Below are 24417 nucleotides of genomic sequence, written 5' to 3'. Positions count from 1 at the left end.
ACCATGCTGCCGCAGACCGCCCAGCTGCCCGCCATCAAGGCCGGGCAGCAGGTGACGGTCCGCGTACCGGCCACCAGCGCCAACCTCGGTCCCGGCTATGACAGCCTCGGGCTGGCACTCACGCTGCACGACACCCTTACCGTGGAGAGCCTCGACACCGACGAGTTGGTCTTTGAGCTCAGCGGTGAGGGTGCGGATTCTCTTCCCCGGGACGCCAGCCACCTGGTGGTCCGGGCGATGAATGCCGCCTTCGGGCGGCTGGGCTACCGCCACACGGGCCTGAAGATCACGGCGGAAAACGTCAATCCGCACGGCCGTGGCCTGGGTTCGTCGGCGTGCGCAGTGGTGGCAGCCGTGACTGCCGCAAACGCGCTGCTGCCGGCGGGGGAGCAGCAGGACCGGAACTGGATCCTGCAGCTGACCAGCGAGATGGAAGGCCACCCGGACAACGTCGCTCCGGCGATCTACGGCGGACTGGCGCTGTCGTGGCAGGACAGTGACCAGTACAGCACCACGTGCGCCACCGTGGACGCTGCCGTCATCCCGATCGTGGCAGTTCCCGACTTCGAGCTCTCCACCGAGGCGGCGCGTGCTTTGCTGCCTGCATCCATCGGCCATCACGCGGCGGCGATGAACTCCGGCCGTGCAGCACTCCTCATTCATGCCCTGACGCAGAAGCCTGAATTCCTGCTCGCCGGCACCGAGGACTTCCTGCACCAGAGCTACCGCGCGGAGGCCATGCGGCCCAGTGCGGCCCTTATCCGGGCCCTGCGCGCTGCCGGCCACGCTGCCGTTGTCTCCGGAGCCGGACCCACGGTTCTGGTCCTGGCCGACGGCGAGGCGGAGGCGGCCGAGGTTCTGGAATTCATTGCGTCGTTTTCCGAGGCAAACACTCCGGACATCAACTGGCGTGTGATGAAGCTGGCAGTAGACGTCGAAGGTGCTAAAGTGGGAGTGCACCGGCGGTAACACCGCATGCAGTCTCCGCAGTCAGCACCGCATTCACTGAGCCATCACAGCATTCATTGATGCAGCCAGACGGCGACTCTGCAGTCGAGAGGGCCCTGCAGCCAAGAGACCGTGCAGTCACCGACTCCGAAAATGGCCTTAACCGGTCATCGGGTCAGAATCTGCTTCGATCTGCTGCTGCTGCTTCGATCTCTTACTTGCGCGATATTTTTCGGTGCCACCTGCTTGGCCTGGCCAGGAACCTACAGATGTGATTCTGTTCCCTGAACCGCCAGTCCGCCGCCCCGCCAGCTATGCGGAGCGTTTGAAGGTGATCAGTATCCGGCCCTGCTGGCCGAACTCCAACCGGCAAGGCCGAACATCGCGGCTGCAGATCTGAACTGCAGCCCAGATCCAATCATCGCGTCCAGCTCACAGTCTGGACGCCGTCGAGGGGGAAGGATCCTTCGTGACCGAAACCACTGAGCTGTCGCCAGCTGTGGACATATCATCTTCTGCTTCCGGATCGTTGACGGAAGCACCCGCCAAGAGCAGCGGCCTTGCCGGCCTGAAGCTCGCCCAGCTGCAGGCCCTCGCCAGCCAGCTCGGTATCTCCGGCGGATCCCGCATGCGCAAGGGCGACCTGGTGGCGGCTATTTCCGCGCACCGTGCAGGCACGTCCGCCACCGCCACCAAGGCGCCGGCACGGACCTCCGCGAAGGCCGCTGCAGCCAGCGCGGCAGCTCCGGCTGCCGATACCGCCGCAGCAGCTTTGGCTCCGGAAGCCGCTGCAGCAGCCGAGGCTCCGGCCCAGGAAACCCGTGCACGTGGCCGCGGCCGCAGCCGCCGGGCAGTGAGCGACGGAATTGTTGCCGCACCCGCAACGGAAACCCCCGCTGAGGCTCCTGCGGCTGAATCACCGTCCGCCCCCGAGGCGCCCGTTGCTGCTTCGGCCGAAGGTGCAGCCTCCGGTGAAGCAGAAGGCGCAGAGCGCCGCCAGCCGCGCACCCGCAACCGCCGCCGCGGCGAAGCAGCCGCAACGGCTCCCGTCGAAGCACCCGCTGCCCCCGCTGAGGCTGCCCCCGAGGCACGCGGTGCTGAAGCACGCGGCGCCGAGGCACGTGGCACTGAAACCCGCGGCACTGAAACCCGCGGCACTGAAGCACGCGGTGCTGAGACACGCGAGCAGGCACCGGAGGGCGAAGCCGGACAGCGCGAACGCCGGGATGCCCGCGGCCGCGGTGGCCGTGACGCCGGCGAAGCTGGCGGACGCGACACCCGCCGTGATGACACCCGCCGTGATGACACCCGGCGGGACGATAACCGCCGTGACGACAACCGCGACGCCGACGACGACGGCGGCAGCCGCCGCAACCGGCGGAACCGGCGCGACCGGAACGACCGCAACGAGCGTTCGGACAGCCGCGACGGCAGCCGCAACGAACGGTTCCGCGACCGCAACGACCGCCGCCGGGGACGCAGCCAGGGGCCCGACGTCGACGACGTCGAGGTCACCGATGACGACGTGCTGCTGCCGGTGGCCGGCATCCTGGATGTCCTCGAAAACTACGCGTTCATCCGTACCTCCGGCTACCTGCCGGGCCCGAACGACGTGTACGTCTCCCTGGCCCAGGTCAAGAAGTACAACCTGCGCAAGGGCGACGCCGTTGTTGGCGCCATCCGTGCGCCGCGTGACGGCGAGGACCGCGGCCAGCAGTCCGCCCGCCAGAAGTTCAACGCGTTGGTCCGCGTTACCTCGGTGAACGGCAAGACCGCCGAGGACCTCAAGGACCGCGTGGAGTTCGCCAAGCTCGTCCCGCTGTACCCGTCCGAGCGCCTGCGCCTCGAGACCGACCCCAAGAAGATCGGCCCCCGCGTCATCGACCTGGTTGCCCCGATCGGCAAGGGCCAGCGTGGCCTGATCGTCTCCCCGCCCAAGGCCGGCAAGACGCTCATCCTGCAGTCCATCGCCAACGCGATCACCACCAACAACCCTGAGGTCCACCTCATGATGGTGCTGGTTGACGAGCGTCCCGAAGAAGTTACGGACATGCAGCGCACCGTCAAGGGTGAGGTCATTGCCTCCACCTTCGACCGTCCCGCCGACGACCACACGACCGTGGCCGAGCTCTCCATCGAACGCGCCAAGCGCCTCGTGGAAATGGGCATGGACGTTGTGGTGCTCCTGGACTCCATGACCCGTCTGGGCCGTGCCTACAACCTGGCAGCCCCGGCCTCCGGCCGCATCCTGTCCGGTGGTGTGGACTCCGCAGCGCTGTACCCGCCCAAGCGGTTCTTCGGTGCTGCCCGCAACATCGAAAACGGCGGCTCGCTGACCATCCTGGCGACGGCCCTCGTGGAGACCGGATCCAAGATGGACGAGGTCATCTTCGAAGAGTTCAAGGGCACCGGCAACATGGAGCTCCGCCTGTCCCGCCAGCTGGCGGACAAGCGCATCTTCCCCGCCGTGGACGTCAACGCCTCCGGCACGCGCCGTGAAGAAAACCTGCTCTCGGCCGAAGAGGTCAAGATCATGTGGAAGCTGCGCCGCGTCCTCTCCGGCCTGGAGACCCAGCAGAGCCTGGAACTCCTGACCAACAAGATCCGCGAAACCCAGAGCAACGTCGAGTTCCTCATGCAGGTTCAGAAGACGACGCTTGGTGCGAAGTCGGATAACGACAAGTAGCTGAGTTAGGGGCGGGCGCAGGTGCGTTCGTGCGGTGGGTGCCGCGCGGATGTTCCGCCCCCGCCCCTTCGCGTTGCAGCTGACGTACTGCGTACGTCAGCTGCAACGCTCCGACAGCGGGTAGGGGCCTTCCCAACACTCGCAAGCTCGCGTCGGGGCCCTCGGCCCGACCCTTAGTTGCCATTCCCCAGCGGAAAATCCGTGCGGCTTCGTCGTTAAGCTCACCATCCGCCGTCGTGCTTTGCTGTCATCACTAGACTTGATTACAAGTCGAAAGAGGTTTTGAGAATGTTTGAGTCCGTACAGGGCCTGTTGGATGAGCATGATTCCATCCAGGCGCAGTTGGGGGATCCGGCTGTTTATGCTGACCAGAAGCTGGCGCGGAAGCTGGGGCGGCGGTCTGCTCAGCTGAACGGCATTGTGGAGGCCTACCACAAGTGGCATGCGCTGCATGATGACCTCGCGGCTGCCAAGGAGATGGCTGCCGAGGACCCGGACTTTGCTGCCGAGGTCCCTGAACTTGAGGAAGCACTGGAGGCCGCGGCGGCGCGGCTGACGCGGCTGCTGATTCCTCGGGACCCGGACGATGCCCGCAACGTGATCCTCGAGGTCAAGGGCGGCGAAGGCGGCGACGAGGCGGCACTGTTCGCCGGAGACCTGCTCCGCATGTACACCCGCTACGCAGAGTCCCGCGGCTGGAAGACCGAGATCATCTCCTCCACCGAGTCGGACCTCGGCGGCTACAAGGATGTCCAGGTTGCCGTCAAGGGGAGCTCCAACGACCCCGCCGAAGGCGTCTACGCGCGGCTCAAGTTCGAGGGCGGCGTGCACCGTGTGCAGCGTGTGCCCGTGACCGAATCGCAGGGCCGCATCCACACCTCGGCCGCCGGCGTCCTGGTCCTGCCCGAGGTGGATGAGCCAGAAGAGCTCGAGATCAACCAGAACGACCTCAAGATCGACGTGTACCGGTCCTCGGGTCCCGGCGGCCAGTCCGTCAACACCACCGACTCCGCCGTCCGCATCACCCACCTTCCCACCGGAATCGTCGTGGCCATGCAGAACGAGAAGTCCCAGCTGCAGAACCGCGAAGCCGGCATGCGCGTCCTCCGTGCCCGCATCCTGGCGCATCAGCAGGAGCAGATCGACGCCGCCAACTCCGAGCAGCGGAAGTCCCAGATCCGCACCATGGACCGGTCTGAGCGGATCCGCACGTACAACTACCCGGAAAACCGGATTGCCGACCACCGCACGGGCTACAAGGCCTACAACCTTGACCAGGTCATGAATGGGGACCTCGAGCCGGTCATCCAGTCCGCCATCGAAATGGACGAGCAGGCGCGGCTGGACGCCATCGGCGACTAGGAGCCCGGGGATTCCATGACGTCCGAGCACACCCCGGAGCCGCCTGCCCAATCCCTGTCTGCCCCGTCCCTGGCGGAGGCCGTCCGGGAGGCAACCGAGCTGCTTACGGAGGCCGGCGTCCCCAGCCCGCGGGTGGACGCCGAACTCCTGGCCGACCATTTGCTGGGCGTGGGCCTGGGGCGGCTGCGGTCCATGATGCTTGGCGATGCCCCGGCCCCGGCCGGTTACGCCGAACTCGTCGCCGAGCGCGCCACCCGGATTCCGCTCCAGCACATCACCGGCGTGGCGCACTTCCGCTACCTCCAGCTCGCAGTGGGGCCTGGTGTGTTCATTCCGCGCCCGGAGACGGAGTCCGTGGTGCAGCTGGTCATCGACCGGCTGCGTGCACTGGAACGTGCCGGCGTGGTCCGCCCCAAGGTGGTGGACCTGGGCACCGGCTCGGGGGCCATCGCCGGGTCCATTGCGCACGAGGTGCCAGAGGCCGAAGTCTTCGCAGTGGAGTTCAGCGAGTTCGCGCACGCCTGGGCGGCGAAGAATCTCCGCCCGCTGGGGGTCACCCTGCTGCTGGGGGACCTGCGGAACGCCCTGCCGGAACTCAACGGAACGTTCGACGTCGTCGTCTCCAACCCGCCGTACATCCCCGCCGAAGCCATCCCCAATGAACCTGAAGTGGCGCTGCACGACCCGCCGGAAGCACTCTACGGCGGGGGAGCGGACGGCATGGAACTGCCGACGGCGGCCGCCGCCTCCGCAGCACGGCTCCTGGTTCCGGGCGGCTACTTCGTGATGGAACACGCCGAAGTCCAGGCTGGCTGGATATCGACGATGCTGAAGCGGACGAAGCTCTGGACCGACGTCACCACGCATTTTGACCTTAACGGCAAGGAACGCGCCACCAGCGCCGTCCTTGCTTTCCCGCCCGCTGAGTAATGAAAGAATGAGGCAGTGACCACTACGTACAACTGCACGGCCGACGACGAGCGGACCGCCGGAATCGCCCACGCACGGCGGGCGATCCTCGAGAAGAAGTGCATTGTCCTGCCCACGGACACCGTCTACGGAATCGCAGCCGATGCCTTTTCCCCGCAGGCTGTCACCATGCTGCTGGTGTCCAAGGGCCGCGGCCGGAACATGCCGCCGCCCGTCCTGATTCCGCGCCTGAACGCGCTCGACGGGCTGGCCACCGATGTGTATCCGGATGCCCGTGACCTGGCTGAGGCCTTCTGGCCCGGCGGACTGACCCTGATCTTCCACGCGCAGCCGTCCCTCGACTGGGATCTGGGCGAGACCAAGGGCACCGTTGCCCTTCGCATTCCGGACGACGAGGTGGCCATTGACCTGCTGACCGTTACCGGACCCCTCGCCGTGTCCTCGGCAAACCGGACCGGCCAGGCTCCGGCGCAGACAGCCTTTGAAGCGCGTTCCCAGCTCGCGGAGTCCGTTGAGGTCTACCTTGAAGGCGGTTTCCGTCCGATCGAGGGGACCGACGCCCGGCCGTCCACCATCGTGGATGCCACCTCGTTCCCGCTGCGCGTCGTCCGCGAGGGCGCCATCAGCCTGGAGCGGCTGCGCGAGGTTGTTCCCGGAGTTCTCGACATCAACGGCAACGCGGCGGACGAAGCTGGGCTCACCGCTGTCCCGGCTGACGCTCGCTCCGAGGATGCTTCGCCCGGGGACGCGGCGCCCGACAGCGCTCCTGACGCTCCTCTGCAGTCCGACGCCGGCGAAAAGCCCGCAAGCGCCGAATGACACTGCAAAGGCAGCCTATTCCCGTTCTTGGAGTGGACGCCACGCCCTTGGACGTCGACGGACTCACCGCCGTCCTCAACGGATTCGTGGCTGACGGCACCACCAGGACGGTCGTCGGACACAATCTGCACAGCGTCACGCTTTTCCACTCCGAACCGGAGTTCAGGAAGTTCTACGAGAACAGCGACGTTGTACTTCTCGACGGCGCGCCCGTCCTCTGGCTGTGGGGGAGGAGCAGGCAAAAGACGGCCCGGCATACAAGGTCCGTCATGGACTACCGGCTTGGTTCAACGGACTGGATCCCCGCGCTGGGCAGGCTGGACGGCCTCCACCGCATTGCTGTCCTTGGGGCCGGCGCGACTGCCAACGCCAAGGCCGTGGCGAAACTGCAGGCCACGGTGCCGGGCGCCACCGTCGCGGGCATGCCGGGGGAGGACTGGGACTCGGAACTGGAGGAGAAAGCTGCCGCGTGGCTGGCGGAACTCCAGCCGCAGCTGGTGCTGATCGGCCTTGGCATGCCGCTGCAGGAAGAGGTGCTGTGGCGCCGCCTGCCGTCGTTGCCGCCCGCGGTCTACTGCGCGGTCGGCGGAGCCATCGAGCAGATCGCCGGCATCCAGAAGCTGGCGCCACGCTGGCTTGGCCGGCTTGGGCTGGAATGGGCGTGGCGGCTGCTGCTGCATCCGCGCCGCGTGGCGTACAGGGTGTTTGGCGAGCCGTGGGTCCTGCTGGCACTCCTGCTGCGGCGCCGGCTGCTCGGGCAGGGCTGACAGCCCCGCCCGCCTACGCTAGAACTTCTGGTCCTTCAGCGGGCCAAATCCCTTGCCGCGCAGCCCCGTGGAAAACGCCCGGAACCAGTCCGCCAGCCCCCGGACATCCCCGCGGCGGAGGAAATAGCCGAGGTAGCCGCCCACGTCGGCCACCAGGGACTTCACGCGGAAATGGCGGCGAATGAGGTAACCGCGGTTGCGGTAGTAGTAGTAGCGCTTGAAGGCGCCCTCCGGGACGATGACGTGCCAGCGGGCACCAAACACGTGCTTCGTTTCGGAAAACGCGTGCGGGTGCATGATTGCAGCGGTGGTGACGGTGCCGAAACGGATGCCTGCCTTGCGCAGCCGGATGGTGAAGTCCACCTCGTCGCCGCGGATGAAGAGGCGCATGTCCGGCAGGCCCACCTTGAAGAAGACATCCGAGCGGATGAGCGCGCCGTTGAAGAAGTGGCCGTCGTTCGGCAGGAACCCCACCTTCTCCAGCGCGGCCCGGTCGTGGGACACCTTGCCGTCCAGCCGGAAGAAGAAGGAGAGCTGGTCGGGATGCCCCGGGGCTACCACCAGGGGCACAACGGCCTCAAGATCTCGCGCCTCCGCTTCCCGGATCAGCGTGGCCAGGCACTCGGCGTCCGCCGGCTCGGCGTCGTCGTCCATCATCCAGACCCAGTCGGCGCCGCTGGCCACGGCCTTGAGCGCCGCAAGGGAGAAGCCCCCGGCGCCGCCAAGGTTGGCTTCCGAACGGATGTAGTCCACATTTGCATGCTGGGCGGCGACGTCCTTTGCGGGGACTGTGCCACTGTCAACGAGGCAGATTGTCGACACGCGGGCTGTCTGCCCATTGATGGCCTTCAGCAGGACCGCTAGCTCATGGGGACGGTCAAACGTCACGGCGGCAACTGCGACTGACACTGGCATTTCGGGGATCCTTTCAGCACAGCCGTCGGCAAGTTTCCCGCCGGCGTAAGGCCGTGTGACGCGAAGCGATGTACCCGTTGGCGTTAGTATCTTGACTAGAGTCCACTGTAATACAGCCCCGTCAGGCACTATGCACTGCCTGTCTGTGCGCGCATGGCGACGGAGAAGTTTCATTTATTGCACGTCAGATCCACACCTATCGAGCCCGCATGGTCCGCCCGGACTGACCCCGCATTCGCATCCGCATAGCCTGCAGCATGGCGGGAAGCACTGCGCCAGCACCACTGGAATGGTGGCTGCGCCATGATCATGTACCTGTCCATGATGCTGACCGCGGCGCTCGTGTCCTACGGGGCCACATGGGGTGCACGGCTGATCGGTAACCGGCTTGAGCTGTTCGCCCCTATCCGCAGCCGGGACATGCATTCAAGCCCGGTGTCGCGGCTCGGCGGGCTGGGGATCTTCGCCGGCGTGCTGGTGGCACTGGCCGTGGCAAGCCAATCCTTCTTCGTCAAGGACATCTTCCGCAACAACGGCGCCCCGTGGGGTGTGCTGGCGGGCGCTGCCGTCATCGTGCTGGTCGGAGTGGCTGACGACCTCCTGGATCTTCGCTGGTGGGTCAAGCTGATAGGGCAGTCCCTCGCCGCGCTCGTGGTGGCTGTCTGGGGCGTGCGGATGACCATCATCCCGTTCATTCCGGAACCGATCCGTTTCGACTCGGACCCGATCAACATCGTCCTCACCACCGGCCTCATCGTCGTCACGATGAACGCTTTCAATTTCATCGACGGGCTGGACGGACTGGCCGCCGGGGTGGCCATCATCGGCGGGTCCGCGTTCTTCCTCACCGCTTACTGGGTCCACCGGAACGCGCCGATCCTGGACCGATCCGACCTCGCCACGCTCCTGACGGCGGTCCTTGTGGGCAGTTGCCTGGGGTTCCTCCCACACAACTGGTTTCCGTCGAAGATCTTCATGGGCGATTCCGGTGCGATGCTGATCGGCCTGCTCATGGCGTCGGCCGGTGTGGTCTCGACCGGGCAGATCACCTCGGGCCTTTATGACCGCGTCAACGGTATCCCCACGATCATCCCCATCCTGCTGCCGTTCGCCGTGCTGTTCCTGCCGCTCCTGGATCTGTGCCTTGCAGTGGTGCGGCGCACCGCCGTCGGGCGTTCACCGTGGTCCGCCGACCGGGGGCACCTGCACCACAAGCTCATGGACATCGGGTACTCCCACCGCACCGCGGTCATGCTGCTGTATCTGTGGGCGGCGGTGCTGTCTTTCGGTGGTCTGGCCTTCGCCGTCTACCCCTGGCAGGTTGTGGTGGCCGTCATGGTCGCCGCCACCCTGGTCATGGGTCTGGTCACGGCCTGGCCGTACCTGAGCCGCCGCGGCGATGACGCCGGAGTAGGGCCAACACCGGAGTAAGACGCGCTTTTCGGAAAATTTCTATCTCATGTAGAATTCAGGTGCGGGTCTTTCCTGCACCACTCCACCCTGCCCCGAAGATTGGTTCGCATGTCCTCCAACGCCGAGCCCGGACCTGTGTCCGGCAAGGAATCCGTTGGTGTCTCCGGGCCCACGCGGTCGCTCTGGCTCGGCCTGCTTGGACTCAGTTCTGCAGTCTCATGCGGAGCGCTCGTCCTAACCGGCGTGGTGGCCGTGCTGCTGAACGGCTGGACCGGTGTTGTGTCCAGCAGCCTCGGCGGCCTGCTGGTGGTCGTGTTCTTCGCCATCAGCCTGCTGATCGGACACTTTGTGGGTCGCAACAACCCTTCGGGTGCCGTCGGCCTGTTCGTGGCTACCTACTTCGTCAAGGTCATCGGTTTCGCCGTGGTGTTGTTCGCAGTGGGTGCTCCCGACTGGCTGCACGGCCGCTGGTTCGTCATAGGCGCCGTCGTGGCTGTGGTCACGTGGCAGGCTGCCGAGATCTACGGTTTCAGCAAAGCCCGGCTGCAGATCTTCAACGACCCCGAACCGGATAGCGGCCCCAAGTCGAACGGTGAGCAACACTGATGACCAAGCACAAGCACCCCGGGAAAAACGAGCCTAAGGCACCTGAACCGACGCCCGGTCCTGCCGCCGTACCCAGCGAAAATTCCGACGGCGGTTACAACGCTGGAATGGCCGTCTTTAGCTACATAATTGGCGGAATCATCGTCTGGAGTTTGATAGGGTGGGGACTGGATTATCTGTGGGGAACCCGCTGGATTGTGCTCGTAGGCGCTCTGCTTGGAGCTGCGGGAGGGTTCTATCTGTCCCATATGCACGGCCTCACCAGTTCAAGGAAACCAACTGGCGGGAACGGTGCAGCCAGCGGCCCGTCTGAGGACGGGAACAGTAATGCCAAATAATTTCACGAGGGGGAGGGCAAGCATGACGCGCGCCGGAACCTTACCAACGCCCAACGATGGACACTGCAGAGAGGAAACGCGTTGATCGCGCTTGCGCTCCCGGCCCAAAATTCAGGAGAGTTCACACCTCCCGGAATTGAAGAAATGCACCTGCCGGCAATCCTGCCGTGGGGTGCGGCAGACGGATTCTCCAAGCAGATGCTGCTGGTTATCCTGTCCGTCGTCATTATCGCCACATTCTTTGTGCTCGCTGCGCGGAAGCAGCAGCTCGTTCCCGGCAAGCTGCAGTTCGCAGGTGAGGCCGCCTACGGCTTCGTCCGCAACAGCATCGCCAAGGACATCATCGGCGGCAGGGACTTCATCAAGTATGTCCCGCTGCTGTTCAGCTTGTTCTTCTTCATCCTGGTGAACAACATCTACGGTGCAATCCCGGTGATCCAGCTCCCGAGCTTCTCGCACGTCGGCGGCGCCTACGTGCTGGCCGCCATTGTGTACGTCACCTGGATCGGCATCGGCATCAAGAAGAACGGCCTGCGCTACTTCAAGCTCGCCACCGTTCCCTCCGGTGTCCCGGTCTACATCCTCCCGATCGTCATTCCGATCGAGATCATCTCCAACTTCCTGGTCCGTCCGGTCACGCACAGCCTGCGTCTCTTCGCCACCATGCTGGCCGGTCACTTGATCGTCATGATTGCCGGTTCAGGCATTGAATACCTCGTCATGCAGGAGAACGTCCTTCTCAAGGGCACCTCCGTGCTGGTTCTGGCCGGCGCGATTGCCATGTACATGCTGGAAGCGCTGATCATGGCGCTGCAGGCGTACGTGTTCACACTGCTGACTGCGATCTACATCGAAGGCGCACTCCACGCCGACAGCCACTAGGCACCCCAAACTTCCCCTCGTGGGGATGAAGCAACCCAAACAACCTGCCATATACATGGCATCTTGAAAGGAAGAAAAATGGAAGGCTCCATCAACGGCTCCCTCAACCTCATCGGCTACGGTCTCTCGGCCATCGGCGGTGGTATCGGTGTGGGTCTCGTGTTCGCTGCCTACATCAACGGTGTGGCACGTCAGCCGGAAGCCCAGCGCGTCCTGCAGCCGATCGCATTCCTCGGCCTTGCGCTGACTGAAGCCCTCGCCATCCTGGGCCTGGTCTTCGCTTTCGTTCTCAAGTAAACCTTCAGAACCAAGCGAACATTCAGAACCGAGTAGATAAGGACGGGTGAAATATGAATCAGCTGATCATCTCAGCCGCCGCTGAAGGCGCCGAGGCGGCTAACCCGCTCGTTCCCAATCTTTGGGAAATGGGCGTCGTCCTCGCCGGCTTTGCTGTCCTCTTTTTCATCGTGGTCAAGTTCGTTGTCCCGATGTTCGAGAAGACGTTTGCAGAGCGTGCCGAGGCCATCGAGGGCGGCATCGCCAAGGCTGAGAAGGCTCAGGCTGAGGCTTCTGCTGCACTCGAAGAGTACAAGCAGCAGCTCACCGATGCCCGTGCCGAGGCAAACCGTATCCGTGAGGAAGCGCGTGCCGAAGGCGCCCAGATCCTGGCGGAACTGAAGGAGAAGGCTGCAGCAGAGTCTGCACGCATCACCGCTCAGGCACACGCGCAGATCGAATCCGAGCGCCAGGCGGCCGTTGTGTCGCTGCGTTCGGAGGTGGGCACCCTTGCCACCACGCTTGCGGGCCGCATCGTTGGGGAAACCCTCGAGGACGACGCACGTGCAGCACGCGTCGTTGACCGCTTCCTGGCTGATCTGGAGACCCAGAACGCAGGTGTAGCTAAGTAATGGCAGGTGTATCGAGCGAATCGCTGACCAAGGCGCTGACCGAGCTGGAGCCAAAGCTTCCGTTTGCATCGCTGCAGTTGGCAAAGGAACTTTTCGGGATCCTGGGAGCGGTAGACAGCTCGGCTGGTTTGCGCCGCGCCCTGACTGACCCCTCCCGCAGCGGTGAGGAAAAGTCGGCGTTGATCAAGCAGCTCTTCAGCGGAAAAGCTTCCGCTGAAGCCGTGGACATCGCAGCCGGTCTGGCCAGCTCACGCTGGGCATCGGCGCGAGACATCGGCGATGCACTCGAGACGCTTGCCGCAACGGTGGTCATCGCCGTTGCTGAAAACAAGTCGGCCGTTTCTGCCTCCGGTATCACCGGCCTGGAAGAGCTGGAGAACGATCTTTTCTCCTTCAACCAGGCCGTGGCTGCCAACCACGATGTGCAGCGCGCCCTGTCTGAACCGCAGGCCAGCGCTGCTGCAAAGATCGCCCTGGCCGAGAGGCTGGTTCCTTCCGCAAGTGAGGAAGCCAAGGTCCTCATCGGACAGGCGGTCGCGCAGCCCCGTGGCATCAAGGCAACCAAACTCGTGAGCCGTTTCGCCGAGCTCGCCGCCAAGCGCCAGCAGCGCTGGATTGCGACGGTCAGCGTCACGCGTCCCCTCACGGGGACGCAGGAGAACCGTCTGCAGCAGGGACTGAACTCCCTTTACGGACGCGAGCTGAAGGTCAACTTCAACGTTGATCCCACGCTGATCGGCGGCATCCGGGTTCAGGTGGGGGACGAAGTGCTCGACGCTTCGCTCCTCACCCGCCTGAACGACCTTCAGCGCCAGCTGGCCGGCTAGCCGGACAAGCACAACACAACTGATAGAAACCCCGGTCATCGTGAGCAACGATGATCACGAATACAGGAGAGCAGGGACTGCAGATGGCCGAATTGACCATCAACGCCGACGACGTCCGTAATGCGTTGAACGAATTCGCGGCGTCCTACGAACCCGGAAACGCAGAGCGCGTAGAGGTCGGCCGTGTGACCACCGCAAGTGACGGCATCGCCCGTGTTGAGGGCCTTCCCTCGGTCATGGCGAACGAGCTGCTTCGCTTCGAAGACGGCACCCTGGGCCTCGCCCAGAACCTCGACGTGCGCGAGATCGGTGTCATCATCCTCGGTGACTTCTACGGCATCGAAGAGGGCCAGGAAGTTCACCGCACCGGACAGGTTCTGTCCGTGCCGGTGGGCGACGCCTTCCTTGGCCGCGTGGTGGACCCCCTGGGTGTGCCGATCGACGACCTCGGCGAGATCAAGGCCGAGACCACCCGTGCCCTGGAACTCCAGGCACCTGGCGTTACCCAGCGCAAGTCTGTGCATGAGCCAATGCAGACCGGCCTGAAGGCCATCGACGCCATGATTCCGATCGGCCGCGGCCAGCGCCAGCTGATCATCGGCGACCGCCAGACCGGCAAGTCCGCGATCGCGATCGACACGATCATCAACCAAAAGGCCAACTGGGCTTCCGGGGATGTCACCAAGCAGGTCCGCTGCGTCTACGTCGCCATCGGCCAGAAGGCGTCTACGATCGCAGCAATCCGCCAGACCCTTGAGGACAACGGAGCGCTGGAGTACACCACGATCGTTGCCTCCCCGGCTTCCGACCCGGCCGGCTTCAAGTACCTTGCACCGTACGCCGGTTCGGCCATCGGCCAGCACTGGATGTACGGCGGCAAGCACGTACTCATCGTGTTTGATGACCTGTCCAAGCAGGCCGAAGCCTACCGGGCCGTGTCGCTGCTGCTCCGCCGCCCCCCGGGACGCGAAGCCTACCCGGGTGACGTCTTCTACCTGCACTCCCGCCTGCTGGAGCGTTGTGCCAAGCTCTCCGACGAACTCGGCGCAGGCTCGATGACCGGTCTGCCGCTCATCGAAACCAAGGCAAACGACGTTTCCGCCTATATCCCGACCAACGTGATCTCCATCACTGATGGCCAGATCTTCCTGCAGTCTGACCTCTTCAACGCCAACCAGCGCCCCGCTGTTGACGTTGGTGTCTCGGTGTCCCGCGTTGGCGGTGCCGCCCAGGTCAAGTCCATGAAGAAGGTCTCCGGTACCTTGAAGCTGGATCTTGCCCAGTACCGCGACATGCAGGCGTTCGCGATGTTCGCATCGGACCTCGATGCCGCATCCCGCCAGCAGCTGACCCGGGGTGCACGCCTGATGGAACTGCTCAAGCAGGGCCAGTACTCGCCGTTCCCGGTCGAGAACCAGGTTGTGTCCATCTGGGCCGGTACCCAGGGCTACCTGGACGACGTTCCGGTTGAGGACATCAGCCGCTTCGAGTCCGAATTCCTGGACCACCTCAAGCACAAGTCCTCCATCCTCACGACGCTGGCTCAGACCAACGTTCTGGGCGATGACACCGTCGAAGCACTGAAGACCGCCATCGTGGACTTCAAGAAGGGCTTCTTCGGCGAGGGGGACAACCAGCTGGTGGGCGCCGGCCACGAGGAGCATGAAGCTATCTCGGAGGGTCAGGTCGACCAGGAAAAAATCGTCAGGCAGAAGCGCTAGTTTCGCTGGCAGGGACTGCCGGAACCCTTTGGGGGTCCGGCAGTCCCGGCCATCGGGATCTTAGGAAAGGATAAGTATGGGAGCCCAGATCCGGGTCTACCGTCAGAAGATCAGCTCGACGACGTCGATGCGCAAGATCTTCAAGGCGATGGAACTGATCGCTACCTCGCGCATTGGCAAGGCCCGTGCCCGGGTGGCAGCTTCACTGCCTTACGCGAACGCGATCACGCGCGCTGTTTCTGCTGTCGCAAGCCAGAGCGAAATTGACCACCCCCTGACTACCGAGCCGGAGAACATCCGCCGGGCCGCCGTCCTGGTCATCACCTCAGACCGCGGCCTTGCAGGTTCGTATTCCGCCAGCGTGCTCAAGCAGGCCGAAGGCCTGAATGAGTTGCTCCGTGCCGAAGGCAAGGAAGTCAAGACGTTCCTGCTGGGCCGCAAGGCGCAGGCTTACTTCGAGTTCCGGAACCGTCCCTATGGGCGCGTCTGGACCGGCAACACCGATGCCCCTGAGTTCGCCACGGCGCAGGAAATCGGCGCGGCCCTGCTCGAAGACTTCGCCACTGACTTCGAAGAGGGCGGCGTGGACGAGATCCACGTTGTGTATACCCGCTTCAAGTCCATGGTGACGCAAGAGCCGACCGTCATCCGACTTCTTCCCCTCGAAGTTGTGGAAGAGCAGGCGGCCTCCGAATCGGAACTGCTGCCGCTTTACGAGTTCGAACCGGAGCCGGAACAGGTGCTCAACGCACTCCTGCCGCGCTACATCGAATCCCGCATCTTCGCGGCCATGTTGCAGGCAGCGGCTTCTGAGCTTGCTGCACGCCAGCGGGCTATGAAATCCGCCGGCGACAACGCCACGGACCTCATCAAGAAGTACACGCGTCTGCGCAACACCGCCCGCCAGGCAGAGATTACGCAGGAGCTTTCCGAAATCGTGGCCGGCGCCGACGCACTCGCGTCGTAGCCGGACCGGTCCCGGACCCCTGCAACAAAAGATAAACTTAACCCCACGCCATCTACGAGTGAAGTGAGAGAGATGACTGCCACCGCTACCGAACACGTAGCCGCAACGGCCGGTGCCACCGGCCGTATCGCACGTGTCATTGGCCCGGTTGTCGACGTCGAATTCCCGGCTGACGCAATCCCCTCGATTTACAACGCACTCACCACCGAGATCACTCTCAACGGTGAGACCAAGACCATCACGTTCGAGACCTCACAGCACCTGGGTGACAACCTCGTCCGCGCTATCTCCCTGCAGGCAACCGACGGCCTGGTCCGCGGCACGTCCGTGGTCGACAGCGGTTCCCCGATCACCGTGCCTGTTGGCGACGGCGTCAAGGGCCACATCTTCAACGTCCTCGGCAAGCCGCTGGACGTCGACGAGTCCGAGATCCAGGCTTCGGACTACTGGCCGATCCACCGCAAGGCCCCGTCCTTCGCGTCCCTCGAGGGTTCCACCGAAATGCTCGAAACGGGCATCAAGGTCATCGACCTCCTCACCCCGTACATCAAGGGTGGAAAGATCGGCCTGTTCGGCGGCGCCGGCGTGGGCAAGACCGTTCTGATCCAGGAAATGATCACCCGTGTTGCCCGCAACTTCGGTGGTACTTCCGTATTCGCCGGTGTCGGCGAGCGTACCCGTGAAGGTAACGACCTCTGGGTTGAAATGGAAGAGGCAGGCGTCCTCAAGGACACCGCCCTTGTGTTCGGCCAGATGGACGAGCCGCCTGGAACGCGTCTTCGCGTGGCCCTGTCCGCCCTGACCATGGCGGAGTACTTCCGCGATGTCCAGAACCAGGACGTGCTGCTCTTCATCGACAACATCTTCCGCTTCACGCAGGCAGGTTCCGAGGTTTCCACGCTGCTGGGCCGCATGCCCTCCGCCGTGGGGTACCAGCCGAACCTTGCCGACGAGATGGGCCTCCTCCAGGAGCGCATCACGTCCACCAAGGGCCACTCCATCACCTCGATGCAGGCCATCTACGTCCCCGCAGATGACTACACCGACCCGGCACCGGCCACGACGTTCGCACACCTGGACGCCACCACGGAACTTTCCCGTGAAATCGCCTCCCGTGGTCTGTACCCCGCAGTGGACCCGCTGACTTCGACGTCCCGAATCCTGGACCCGCAGTACATCGGCAAGGACCACTACAACACGGCTGTCCGTGTGAAGCAGATCCTGCAGAAGAACAAGGAACTCCAGGACATCATCGCCATCCTCGGTGTCGACGAACTCTCCGAAGAGGACAAGATCGTCGTCTCGCGTGCGCGCCGTATCCAGCAGTTCCTGTCGCAGAACACCTACACCGCCAAGCAGTTCACCGGCGTTGAGGGCTCCACGGTTTCCATCAAGGACACCGTTGAAGGCTTCTCCGCGATTTGCGACGGCGAACTCGACCACATCGCAGAGCAGGCGTTCTTCAACGTCGGCGGCCTGGATGACGTTGAGCGCCAGTGGGCCAAGATTCAGGAACAGACCAAGTAATATGGCTGAGCTTGAGGTTGAGATTGTCGCAGCGGATCACTTCGTGTGGTCCGGGGCGGCCAAGATGGTCAAGGCCCGCACCAGCGATGGTGAAATCGGAATCCTGCCCGGCCACTCGCCCGTGCTGGCGATTTTGGCCGAGGGCCAGTTGGCAATCGAGCCGGTTTCCGGCGACCGCATTGCCGTGGATGTTGACGGCGGGTTCTTCTCCGTCGACAACGACCGGGTGGTAATTGTTGCTGACAACGCCCAACTGGGTGACGCGGCCACTGCGGGGATCCGATAGCACAACCCTGATGGACGTTACTTCCTTTCCGTTCATCGCCATAGCAACCGTGTTTGCGGTGCTGATTTTTACGCTGTGCCTGTTTGGGGTGCGCCGCTTCAACCTGCGGCGCGCCCTGGGCACGGTGGACGCCTCCATTCGTACGGCTGGAAAGAGCTGGCGGATGGGGGTTTGTCGTTATCAGGACAATGAGCTTGAGTGGTTCAGGCTGCTGTCCCTGAGCGTTCGGCCCGGCCACCGTTTCAAACGGAGTTCCCTTGAGCTGCTGGGCCGGCGCCAGCCCACGGAGGCGGAACTGGTCAAGGTGCAGCCCGATGTGGTGATCGTGGAGCTTCGGTACGAAGGGGAGGATGTCTTCCTGGCCATGAAGTTCGACGCCTACACGGGTTTGTCCTCGTGGCTTGAAGCCGGCCCGGTCATCGGCGTGGGGACCTGGCGCTGAGGCTGCCGCCACCGGCCTGAATCGCACCGGTCTGAATCGCACCGGCCTGAATCGCACAAGGCGGCGCCGTGAATGTTTCATGGTCTGAAAATATTAGTGACACAAAAAATGATCCCCGGCACGAATGCCGAGGATCATTTATTTTGCGACAAATTAGACGACGGTTACGCCCGTCGCCTGGGGGCCCTTGGCACCCTGGCCGATTTCGAACTGAACGCGCTGGTTCTCGTCGAGGGTCTTGAAGCCACCGGTCTGGATCTCGGAGTAGTGAACGAAGACATCGCCATCGGAGTCGTCCGGGGTGATGAAGCCGAAGCCCTTTTCAGCGTTGAACCACTTGACGGTTCCCTGTGCCATTTATTTCTCCTCAGTATGGAACTTTTAAGGCCAGCACACCTCGTACTGGTCTTGGTTACTCCGCGAGAAGAATCCTGGCCTGCACCCCCGATGACCGGAATTGCGTTGCAGGAGCTTCGCGCTCGCAACATGTCTTGCGAGCATGAAAACCACCTACACAAAGACTGGTATAAGAATTTCATGGGCAAACCGTCTGGTCAACGGTCAAAACGCGAATTACGCCAAATTTTGGGCAAATACGCAGTGAACGCCTGATCACCCATCCGTTACGGCCCCGCAGCCTAAAAGTAGGGTCAGAAAAGCCGGGACTCGACGTCGTCCACGCCCCGCATCGCGTCGTAATCCAGGGTCACGCAGTCAATGCCACGGTCCGTGGCAAGCACCCTGGCCTGCGGCTTGATTTGCTGGGCGGCGAAGATGCCGCGTACCGGTGCCAGCAGGGGATCCCGGTTGAGCAGTTCAAGGTACCGGGTCAGCTGCTCCACACCGTCGATGTCCCCGCGGCGCTTCAGCTCAATGGCCACCGTGGCGCCGCCGGCATCCCGGGCAAGGATGTCCACTGGTCCGATGGCGGTGAAGTACTCCCGCCGGATCAGGGAGAACCCTTCCCCGAGGGTTTCGATCTGGTCGGCGAGGAGCCGCTGCAGGTCGGCCTCGACGCCGTCCTTGATCAGGCCGGGGTCCTGTCCCAGTTCGTGGGAGCTGTCGTGGAGCTGTTCATGGATGTTGATAATGAGCCGGTCGTCCGTCTTGGCCGACTGCACCGTCCACTGCTCTACGACGCCAACTTCGACTTCGGCGTCCTCCGGGGAGGTGACGCGGAGAACGGCGGGCGGGCTCATCCAGTTCAGCGGCTTGTAGGAGCCGCCGTCGGAGTGCACCAGCACCGAACCGTCGGCCTTCACCAGCAGGAGCCGGGTGGCGAGGGGGAGATGGGCTTTGAGCCGGCCAACATAATCAACGGAGCAACGGGCTATGACGAGACGCACGCCCTACACCATACCTTCTCTGCAGTGTCTTCCCTGCAGGGCCTGCCCTGCAGGGCCGCGAGGCAGGGACGAAACCGCGGCGTGCAGTAGCGCGGTGTCATGCAGCGCAGGGCATGGGGATCCGCTAAGGCAGAATGGAGGCATGCCCCGCTCCAACCGTCCCCGCCGCCCCAGAGTCGGTCGCGGTGCCGCCGGAAACACGCCGGGCGGAGGAAAGCACGGCGCAGGTCCCGCCCCGGAACTTGACCTGGAGAGAGCCCGCGCGGGAATCGCCCGCAGGGAAAGCGCGCCGGACGGCGACTGGATGGTGCGCACCATGACGGCGCGCAACGCCGAGAAGACGTACATCTGTCCGGGCTGCTCCACCGCTGTGCAGCCCGGGATCGCACACCTTGTGGTCTGGGCGGACGACCACCTGTTCGGAGCCGCCGCGGGGCTGGCCGAGCGGCGCCACTGGCACACCAACTGCTGGACGTCCCGTAACTTCCGGTACCGCTAACGCCCTGTGGACCCGTACCGGGAGCAGCCCGGCCGGAAGATAAGCTGGTGCGCATGACTTTTGACCCGGCGTCGTACGTTTTCAGCCAGCCATCAGCAGCCACCACGATCCGCGCCTCCACGGTGCTTCCCGCCCGGCGCGAAAACATCGAAATTCACACCGAGGACGGCCACACTCTTGTGGGCGAACTGGCTCTGCCGGAATCGGGTCCGGTCACTGCCACGCTGATCACCCTCCATCCGCTGCCCACACATGGCGGTTTCATGGATTCCCACGTGTACCGCAAGGCCTCCTACCGGCTGCCGGCGCTGGCCGGAGTGGCCGTACTGCGCTTCAACACCCGGGGCACGTCCTCGCCGCGCGGAACCAGCGACGGAACCTTTGAAGAGGGCATCGGCGAGCGGTACGACGTGGAGGCGGCCGTGCGCTTCGCCGTCGAGCGGGGGCTGCCGAACCGCTGGCTGGTGGGCTGGTCCTTCGGCACCGAGCTCGCCCTCATGTACGGCGCCGTGGAACCGGTGGCGTCCCAGGTGGAGGGCGCAGTGCTGCTGTCCCCGCCGCTGCACCGCGCCACCGACGAGCACTTGCTGCTCTGGGCGGCCGCCGGCAAGCCGCTGACCGTCCTGGTGCCCGAGCACGACGACTACCTCCGGCCCGCCGCCGCAGAGGCCCGGTTCGGCCTTGTGCCGCAGGCCAGGGTGGTGGGGGTCGACGGCGCCAAGCACCTTTGGGTGGGGGAGAAGCAGGCCGCCCGGGTGCTGAATGAGATCGTGGACGACGTCACCCGCGACGGCGCGGGAGTCGAGGGCCTGCCGCAGGAATGGGAAGGGCCGGTGGCCGCCGCCGTCTAATGCTTGGGTGAGCCTGGTGCTTGCCTGTGTCTAATTCTTGCCCGTGTTTAGTGCTTGTCCTGGCGCACGATGTAGATCTCCTTGATGAGCAGCAGGGTGGCGGCCGCCGTCGGGATGGCAATGAGTGCCCCCAGGACGCCTAGCAGGCTGCCGCCCGCTATCACCGAGATGACAGCAACGGCGCCCGGCACCGCCACTGCTTTCTGCATGATGCGCGGCGAGATGAAGTACGCCTCGAACTGCAGGTAGGCGAAGTAGCAGATGGCGTAGGCCAGGGCGGACTGCCAGCCCAGCGTCAGCGTGATCAGGATGACCACCACGCCGGCGATGAGCCCGCCCACCAGGGGGATGAAGGCCAGCAGCGCCACCACGAACGTCAGCAGCACGGCGAACGGAACGCCGATGATGGACATGACAATGAAGGCAAAGGTGGCATTCAGGAGGGCGACCACCGCCTGGCCGATGACGTAGTTGCCCACGGAGCGGCTGATCTCCTCGGACAGCGCCTCAACCCGTCCCCGCCGGGACCGCGGTGCCAGCCGGTAGCCCCATTTCTTCATTGCGGGCAGGGCGGCGAGGAAGTACAGGCTGAGCACCAGCACGATCAGGGTGCCGAAGAGGCCATTGGCCACCGTCGAACCGAAGCCGACGACGCCGCCGAAGATGCCGCTCATGGCCTCCGGGTTCTTGACGAACTTGTCCAGTTCCTCCGTGATGCGGTCGCGAACGCCGAACTGGTTGTCCACCGTCCGGAAGAAATCCGAGTTAATGAAGTCGCGCACCCACACTGGAGCCTGCTTCACGAGCTCGGTGACCTGCTCCACGATCGTGGGGATGAGGGTGGCGAAGAAGCCGACGACGGCGAGCATCAGCACGGATACCGACACGAGGATGCCGGCGGGCCGGGGGATCTTCCTGCCCTCCAGCCAGCGCACCACCGGGTCCAGGCCGAGGGCGATGAACAGGGCGGCCACGATCCAGAGCAGTAGCTGGGTGGTGTGGGAACCGATCCAGTAGACCAGGAGGGCCAAGCCGACGCCCACGGTGCCCATGAATCCCAGGTACAGCGGGTGTTGCGTCGAGATGCGGGGCCCGGGCGAACCGAAACGCTCGGTGTCCCCGGATTCGCCGGCATCTTCTGCCTGAAGGTTGTCGGGATGCTCTGGCGGGAATTCAAACCGGAGCCGCGGCTGGGCGCCGGGGATCGGCTGGCGCAGACGCCTCAGCACGGCACCGAGGGCTGCCGGACGGCCCTTCGTCTTGACGGGCTTCTGGTGCGGGGCGGGCTGCGGCGCGGTGCTGGACTCTGCCGCGTGGTGTGCAGCAGTGTCCTGTGGTGCCGGCAGGCTCTGGGGGGAGTCGGCGTCGGGCAGATCTTCGGGGCCGCGCATGGACGGATCCGTGTGTTCAGTCACTGCTTTTTGATGCCTTTACCGTGCGTGGCGCCGCGGCTGCGGGCCGGATGTGATGATCATCGCAAACACTATCAGCAGCCTTGTGAATAGCCGGGCGGGCGGCGTTTCGATGGGCCGGCATCAGGGGCTCCGCGGCCCCCGATCCGGCCTGTTGGTAACAAAACGGTTACTATTGGAGGTAAACCCCCGCTGATGATAGGTATTCCTTTGCGTTTCAAGACTGCAGTTGCACTTGTGCTGCTCGGCCTCCTGACACTGCTGGCCGGCATCGGGCAGAAGACCTTCTGGGCCCCTGCCGAGACGGTCACGGCAACGGCTTCCGCCGGCGAAGCCGCACCCCTGACCGTGATCGACCAGAAGCTCCGCACCCTCGAGGGCGGAACGGTCACCATCAAGGTCAAGGGTGAGGGCAGCTTCCTGCTCGCGGCCGGACGCCCGGATGACGTCGACGCCTGGGTGGGCAAAACCGCCCACAACACGGTCACCGGACTTTCCGAGGACAAGAAGTCGCTGCAGGTTAAGCACACCGACGGCGAAGCCAGCGCGCCGTCGCCTGCCGGCTCCGACCTTTGGGTCAGCACCGAGAACGCCAGCGGCGAGCTGGACTACACGTGGTCCGCCCCGGCCGACGGCGATTGGTCCCTGCTGCTCGCAGCAGACGGAAAGAAGCCCGCGCCGTCGTCCATTTCCATGACGTTCCCCAATGACACCTCCATGCCCTGGGCCGTGCCGCTCATGGTCCTCGGCGGACTCCTCATTATCGCGGGAGGGGTACTGCTGGTCCTCAAGCCCAAGGGCGGGGCCCCCCGCGACGGCGGGTCGGCTGACGGCGGGTCCGCCGGCAAGGCCACGGACAAGCAGGGCAGCCCGTTTGCCCGGCGCGCCCGCGCCAAGGCGGCGGCCAAGGCTGGTGAACGGTCCTCCTCCGCGCGGCTCAGCGTGGTGGTCGCGGCCACCACCGCCGCTGTCCTCGCCGGCGGCGCAGCTGCCGCCCAGGCCAGCACGTCCGCGGCCCCGACGAACAGCGCATCCGCAGCCCCTGCAGCGACGGGCACGCCGGTGGTCCTGGACGCCCAGTTCCGCCGCATCCTGGAGCAGGTGGCCAGCGCCACCGACGCGGGCGACGCCGCCAAGGACGCCAAGAAGCTGACCGCCCGCGTTGCCGGAACGGAACTTGAGGTCCGGACCCAGAACTACAAGATCAGGTCGCGTGTGGCCTCCTATGACGCGCGCATGCCTGTGCGTTCCACGAAGCTCCTGACCACGGTGGTGACGGACAAGCGCGAATGGCCGCGCTCTGTCATGGCCGTTACGCAGGGCGAAGGCAACGTCGTGCCTCAGCTGCTGACGCTCGTGCAGAACTCGCCGCGGGAAAACTACAAGCTTGTGGGCACGTCGCCGCTGCAGCCCGGCACCACCTTCCCCGCGATCGTGCGCGGGGGCACCGAGTCGCTTGCCGCGGACGACAAGTCCGGCCTGCTCTACAGCGGGCAGGAAGCGCTCGCCGGCCTGGCTGACCGGCTGACCAAGTCCAACTCCACATTCAAGAGCAAGCTGGTTGAAGGGGAATCATCCCCGTACATCGCGGACACGCTGTCCTACCAGGCTGACATCGTGAAGGATGGCGTCGACGGCAAGTTCGCGTTCACGCACAAGGTCATTCCGGAGAGCACTGTCGTGTTCCGGACGGAGGACGGCGGGGCGCTGGTCCTTGGCCGCCTGACCTTCAACTTCGACGGCACCCCCAAGGCGGTGGGCGACAAGCTGTCCATCGGCAACGATGCGGCCGTTCTCGCCGGCGGCAAGGAGACCACTACCGGGATGGTGCTGAAATTCGCCGAATCCGTGGCCGTCTATGTGCCGCCGGCCGCCTCGAAGGATCCGATGAAGCTCGTGGCCGCCACGCGCGGACTGGTTGGCGCCAGCTTCAAGTAGGGAACGGCTTTGTCGTAAACCTGCCGT

Annotated in this window: 25 protein-coding genes; 21 read left to right on the top strand and 4 right to left on the bottom strand. The window is 64.5% G+C overall.

Annotated features, from left to right (window positions below; all coding sequences use genetic code 11):
• Positions 1–3: 3 nt before the first annotated feature.
• From thrB to LFT45_RS14125, 6 genes are all read left to right on the top strand, one after another.
• A complete protein-coding gene (gene thrB, locus LFT45_RS14150; protein WP_236803990.1) occupies positions 4–969 on the top strand; it encodes a homoserine kinase in 966 nt (321 codons plus the stop codon).
• 448 nt (positions 970–1417) lie between these two features.
• Entirely contained in the window at positions 1418–3634 is a 2217-nt protein-coding gene (rho, locus tag LFT45_RS14145) for a transcription termination factor Rho (protein WP_236803986.1), read from the top strand.
• 288 nt (positions 3635–3922) lie between these two features.
• Entirely contained in the window at positions 3923–4996 is a 1074-nt protein-coding gene (gene prfA, locus LFT45_RS14140; RefSeq protein WP_236803983.1) for a peptide chain release factor 1, read from the top strand.
• A gap of 15 nt (positions 4997–5011) precedes the next feature.
• Positions 5012–5926 carry a peptide chain release factor N(5)-glutamine methyltransferase gene (prmC, locus tag LFT45_RS14135; RefSeq protein WP_236803981.1) on the top strand — a complete coding sequence of 305 codons (915 nt, stop codon included), beginning with the start codon at positions 5012–5014 and terminating at the stop codon, positions 5924–5926.
• Positions 5927–5941: 15 nt separating this feature from the next.
• Complete coding sequence (locus LFT45_RS14130) at positions 5942–6745, top strand: L-threonylcarbamoyladenylate synthase (protein WP_236803980.1); 804 nt, start codon at positions 5942–5944, stop codon at positions 6743–6745.
• On the top strand, positions 6742–7512 hold the full coding sequence (locus LFT45_RS14125; RefSeq protein ID WP_236803977.1) for a WecB/TagA/CpsF family glycosyltransferase: 771 nt from the start codon (positions 6742–6744) through the stop codon (positions 7510–7512). Before LFT45_RS14130 ends, LFT45_RS14125 begins: the two co-directional genes overlap by 4 nt.
• 18 nt (positions 7513–7530) lie before the next feature.
• Here the strand turns inward: LFT45_RS14125 and LFT45_RS14120 are convergent, their stop codons facing one another.
• A complete protein-coding gene (locus LFT45_RS14120; RefSeq protein WP_236803975.1) occupies positions 7531–8427 on the bottom strand; it encodes a glycosyltransferase in 897 nt (298 codons plus the stop codon).
• Between the two features lie 303 nt (positions 8428–8730).
• Here LFT45_RS14120 and LFT45_RS14115 point away from each other — a divergent pair, with 303 nt between their 5' ends.
• From LFT45_RS14115 to LFT45_RS14060, 12 genes are all read left to right on the top strand, one after another.
• Positions 8731–9858, top strand: a complete 1128-nt coding sequence (locus LFT45_RS14115) for an MraY family glycosyltransferase (protein WP_236803973.1) — start codon at positions 8731–8733, stop codon at positions 9856–9858.
• 90 nt (positions 9859–9948) lie between these two features.
• On the top strand, positions 9949–10446 hold the full coding sequence (locus LFT45_RS14110; RefSeq protein WP_236803971.1) for a hypothetical protein: 498 nt from the start codon (positions 9949–9951) through the stop codon (positions 10444–10446).
• Complete coding sequence (locus LFT45_RS14105; protein ID WP_236803969.1) at positions 10446–10784, top strand: AtpZ/AtpI family protein; 339 nt, start codon at positions 10446–10448, stop codon at positions 10782–10784. The genes LFT45_RS14110 and LFT45_RS14105 overlap by 1 nt, the downstream gene beginning before the upstream one ends.
• Positions 10785–10865: 81 nt before the next feature.
• Positions 10866–11666 carry a F0F1 ATP synthase subunit A gene (gene atpB / locus LFT45_RS14100; protein WP_102972065.1) on the top strand — a complete coding sequence of 267 codons (801 nt, stop codon included), beginning with the start codon at positions 10866–10868 and terminating at the stop codon, positions 11664–11666.
• A gap of 78 nt (positions 11667–11744) precedes the next feature.
• Positions 11745–11963, top strand: coding sequence for an ATP synthase F0 subunit C (gene atpE / locus LFT45_RS14095; RefSeq protein WP_003804776.1), 219 nt, complete (start codon positions 11745–11747; stop codon positions 11961–11963).
• Positions 11964–12016: 53 nt separating this feature from the next.
• A complete protein-coding gene (locus LFT45_RS14090; protein WP_236803967.1) occupies positions 12017–12574 on the top strand; it encodes a F0F1 ATP synthase subunit B in 558 nt (185 codons plus the stop codon).
• Positions 12574–13401 (top strand): F0F1 ATP synthase subunit delta, encoded by an 828-nt coding sequence (locus LFT45_RS14085; RefSeq protein WP_236803965.1) that lies wholly within the window; start codon positions 12574–12576, stop codon positions 13399–13401. Before LFT45_RS14090 ends, LFT45_RS14085 begins: the two co-directional genes overlap by 1 nt.
• A gap of 83 nt (positions 13402–13484) precedes the next feature.
• On the top strand, positions 13485–15122 hold the full coding sequence (atpA, locus tag LFT45_RS14080; protein ID WP_236803963.1) for a F0F1 ATP synthase subunit alpha: 1638 nt from the start codon (positions 13485–13487) through the stop codon (positions 15120–15122).
• 76 nt (positions 15123–15198) lie between these two features.
• Positions 15199–16089 carry a F0F1 ATP synthase subunit gamma gene (locus LFT45_RS14075; protein ID WP_236803961.1) on the top strand — a complete coding sequence of 297 codons (891 nt, stop codon included), beginning with the start codon at positions 15199–15201 and terminating at the stop codon, positions 16087–16089.
• 72 nt (positions 16090–16161) lie between these two features.
• Positions 16162–17616: a F0F1 ATP synthase subunit beta gene (gene atpD, locus LFT45_RS14070; RefSeq protein ID WP_111905896.1), complete on the top strand. Its 1455-nt coding sequence runs from the start codon at positions 16162–16164 to the stop codon at positions 17614–17616.
• A 1-nt stretch (position 17617) separates the two neighbouring features.
• Entirely contained in the window at positions 17618–17902 is a 285-nt protein-coding gene (locus LFT45_RS14065) for a F0F1 ATP synthase subunit epsilon (RefSeq protein WP_111905897.1), read from the top strand.
• Positions 17903–17912: 10 nt separating this feature from the next.
• Complete coding sequence (locus LFT45_RS14060; protein ID WP_236803959.1) at positions 17913–18344, top strand: DUF2550 domain-containing protein; 432 nt, start codon at positions 17913–17915, stop codon at positions 18342–18344.
• Between the two features lie 153 nt (positions 18345–18497).
• On the opposite strand, the gene LFT45_RS14055 is transcribed toward LFT45_RS14060, so the two are convergent.
• Both LFT45_RS14055 and nucS read right to left on the bottom strand, forming a co-directional pair.
• Entirely contained in the window at positions 18498–18701 is a 204-nt protein-coding gene (locus LFT45_RS14055) for a cold-shock protein (RefSeq protein WP_003804766.1), read from the bottom strand.
• Between the two features lie 293 nt (positions 18702–18994).
• Positions 18995–19690: an endonuclease NucS gene (nucS, locus tag LFT45_RS14050; protein ID WP_236803957.1), complete on the bottom strand. Its 696-nt coding sequence runs from the start codon at positions 19688–19690 to the stop codon at positions 18995–18997.
• Between the two features lie 142 nt (positions 19691–19832).
• Here nucS and LFT45_RS14045 point away from each other — a divergent pair, with 142 nt between their 5' ends.
• Both LFT45_RS14045 and LFT45_RS14040 read left to right on the top strand, forming a co-directional pair.
• On the top strand, positions 19833–20189 hold the full coding sequence (locus LFT45_RS14045) for an ATP/GTP-binding protein (RefSeq protein WP_236803954.1): 357 nt from the start codon (positions 19833–19835) through the stop codon (positions 20187–20189).
• 53 nt (positions 20190–20242) lie between these two features.
• On the top strand, positions 20243–21040 hold the full coding sequence (locus LFT45_RS14040; protein WP_236803952.1) for an alpha/beta hydrolase: 798 nt from the start codon (positions 20243–20245) through the stop codon (positions 21038–21040).
• Between the two features lie 47 nt (positions 21041–21087).
• Here LFT45_RS14040 and LFT45_RS14035 read toward each other — a convergent pair whose 3' ends face one another.
• On the bottom strand, positions 21088–22455 hold the full coding sequence (locus tag LFT45_RS14035; protein WP_236803950.1) for an AI-2E family transporter: 1368 nt from the start codon (positions 22453–22455) through the stop codon (positions 21088–21090).
• A 192-nt stretch (positions 22456–22647) separates the two neighbouring features.
• Between LFT45_RS14035 and LFT45_RS14030 the strand changes: the two genes are divergently transcribed.
• Entirely contained in the window at positions 22648–24390 is a 1743-nt protein-coding gene (locus LFT45_RS14030; RefSeq protein ID WP_236803948.1) for a hypothetical protein, read from the top strand.
• Positions 24391–24417 lie beyond the last annotated feature (27 nt).

This window comes from Arthrobacter sp. FW305-BF8 (assembly GCF_021789315.1).
In the GTDB taxonomy this organism is placed as follows: domain Bacteria; phylum Actinomycetota; class Actinomycetes; order Actinomycetales; family Micrococcaceae; genus Arthrobacter.
Note: the sequence above shows the minus strand (reverse complement) of the source record. Positions and strands in the feature narration are given on the sequence as shown.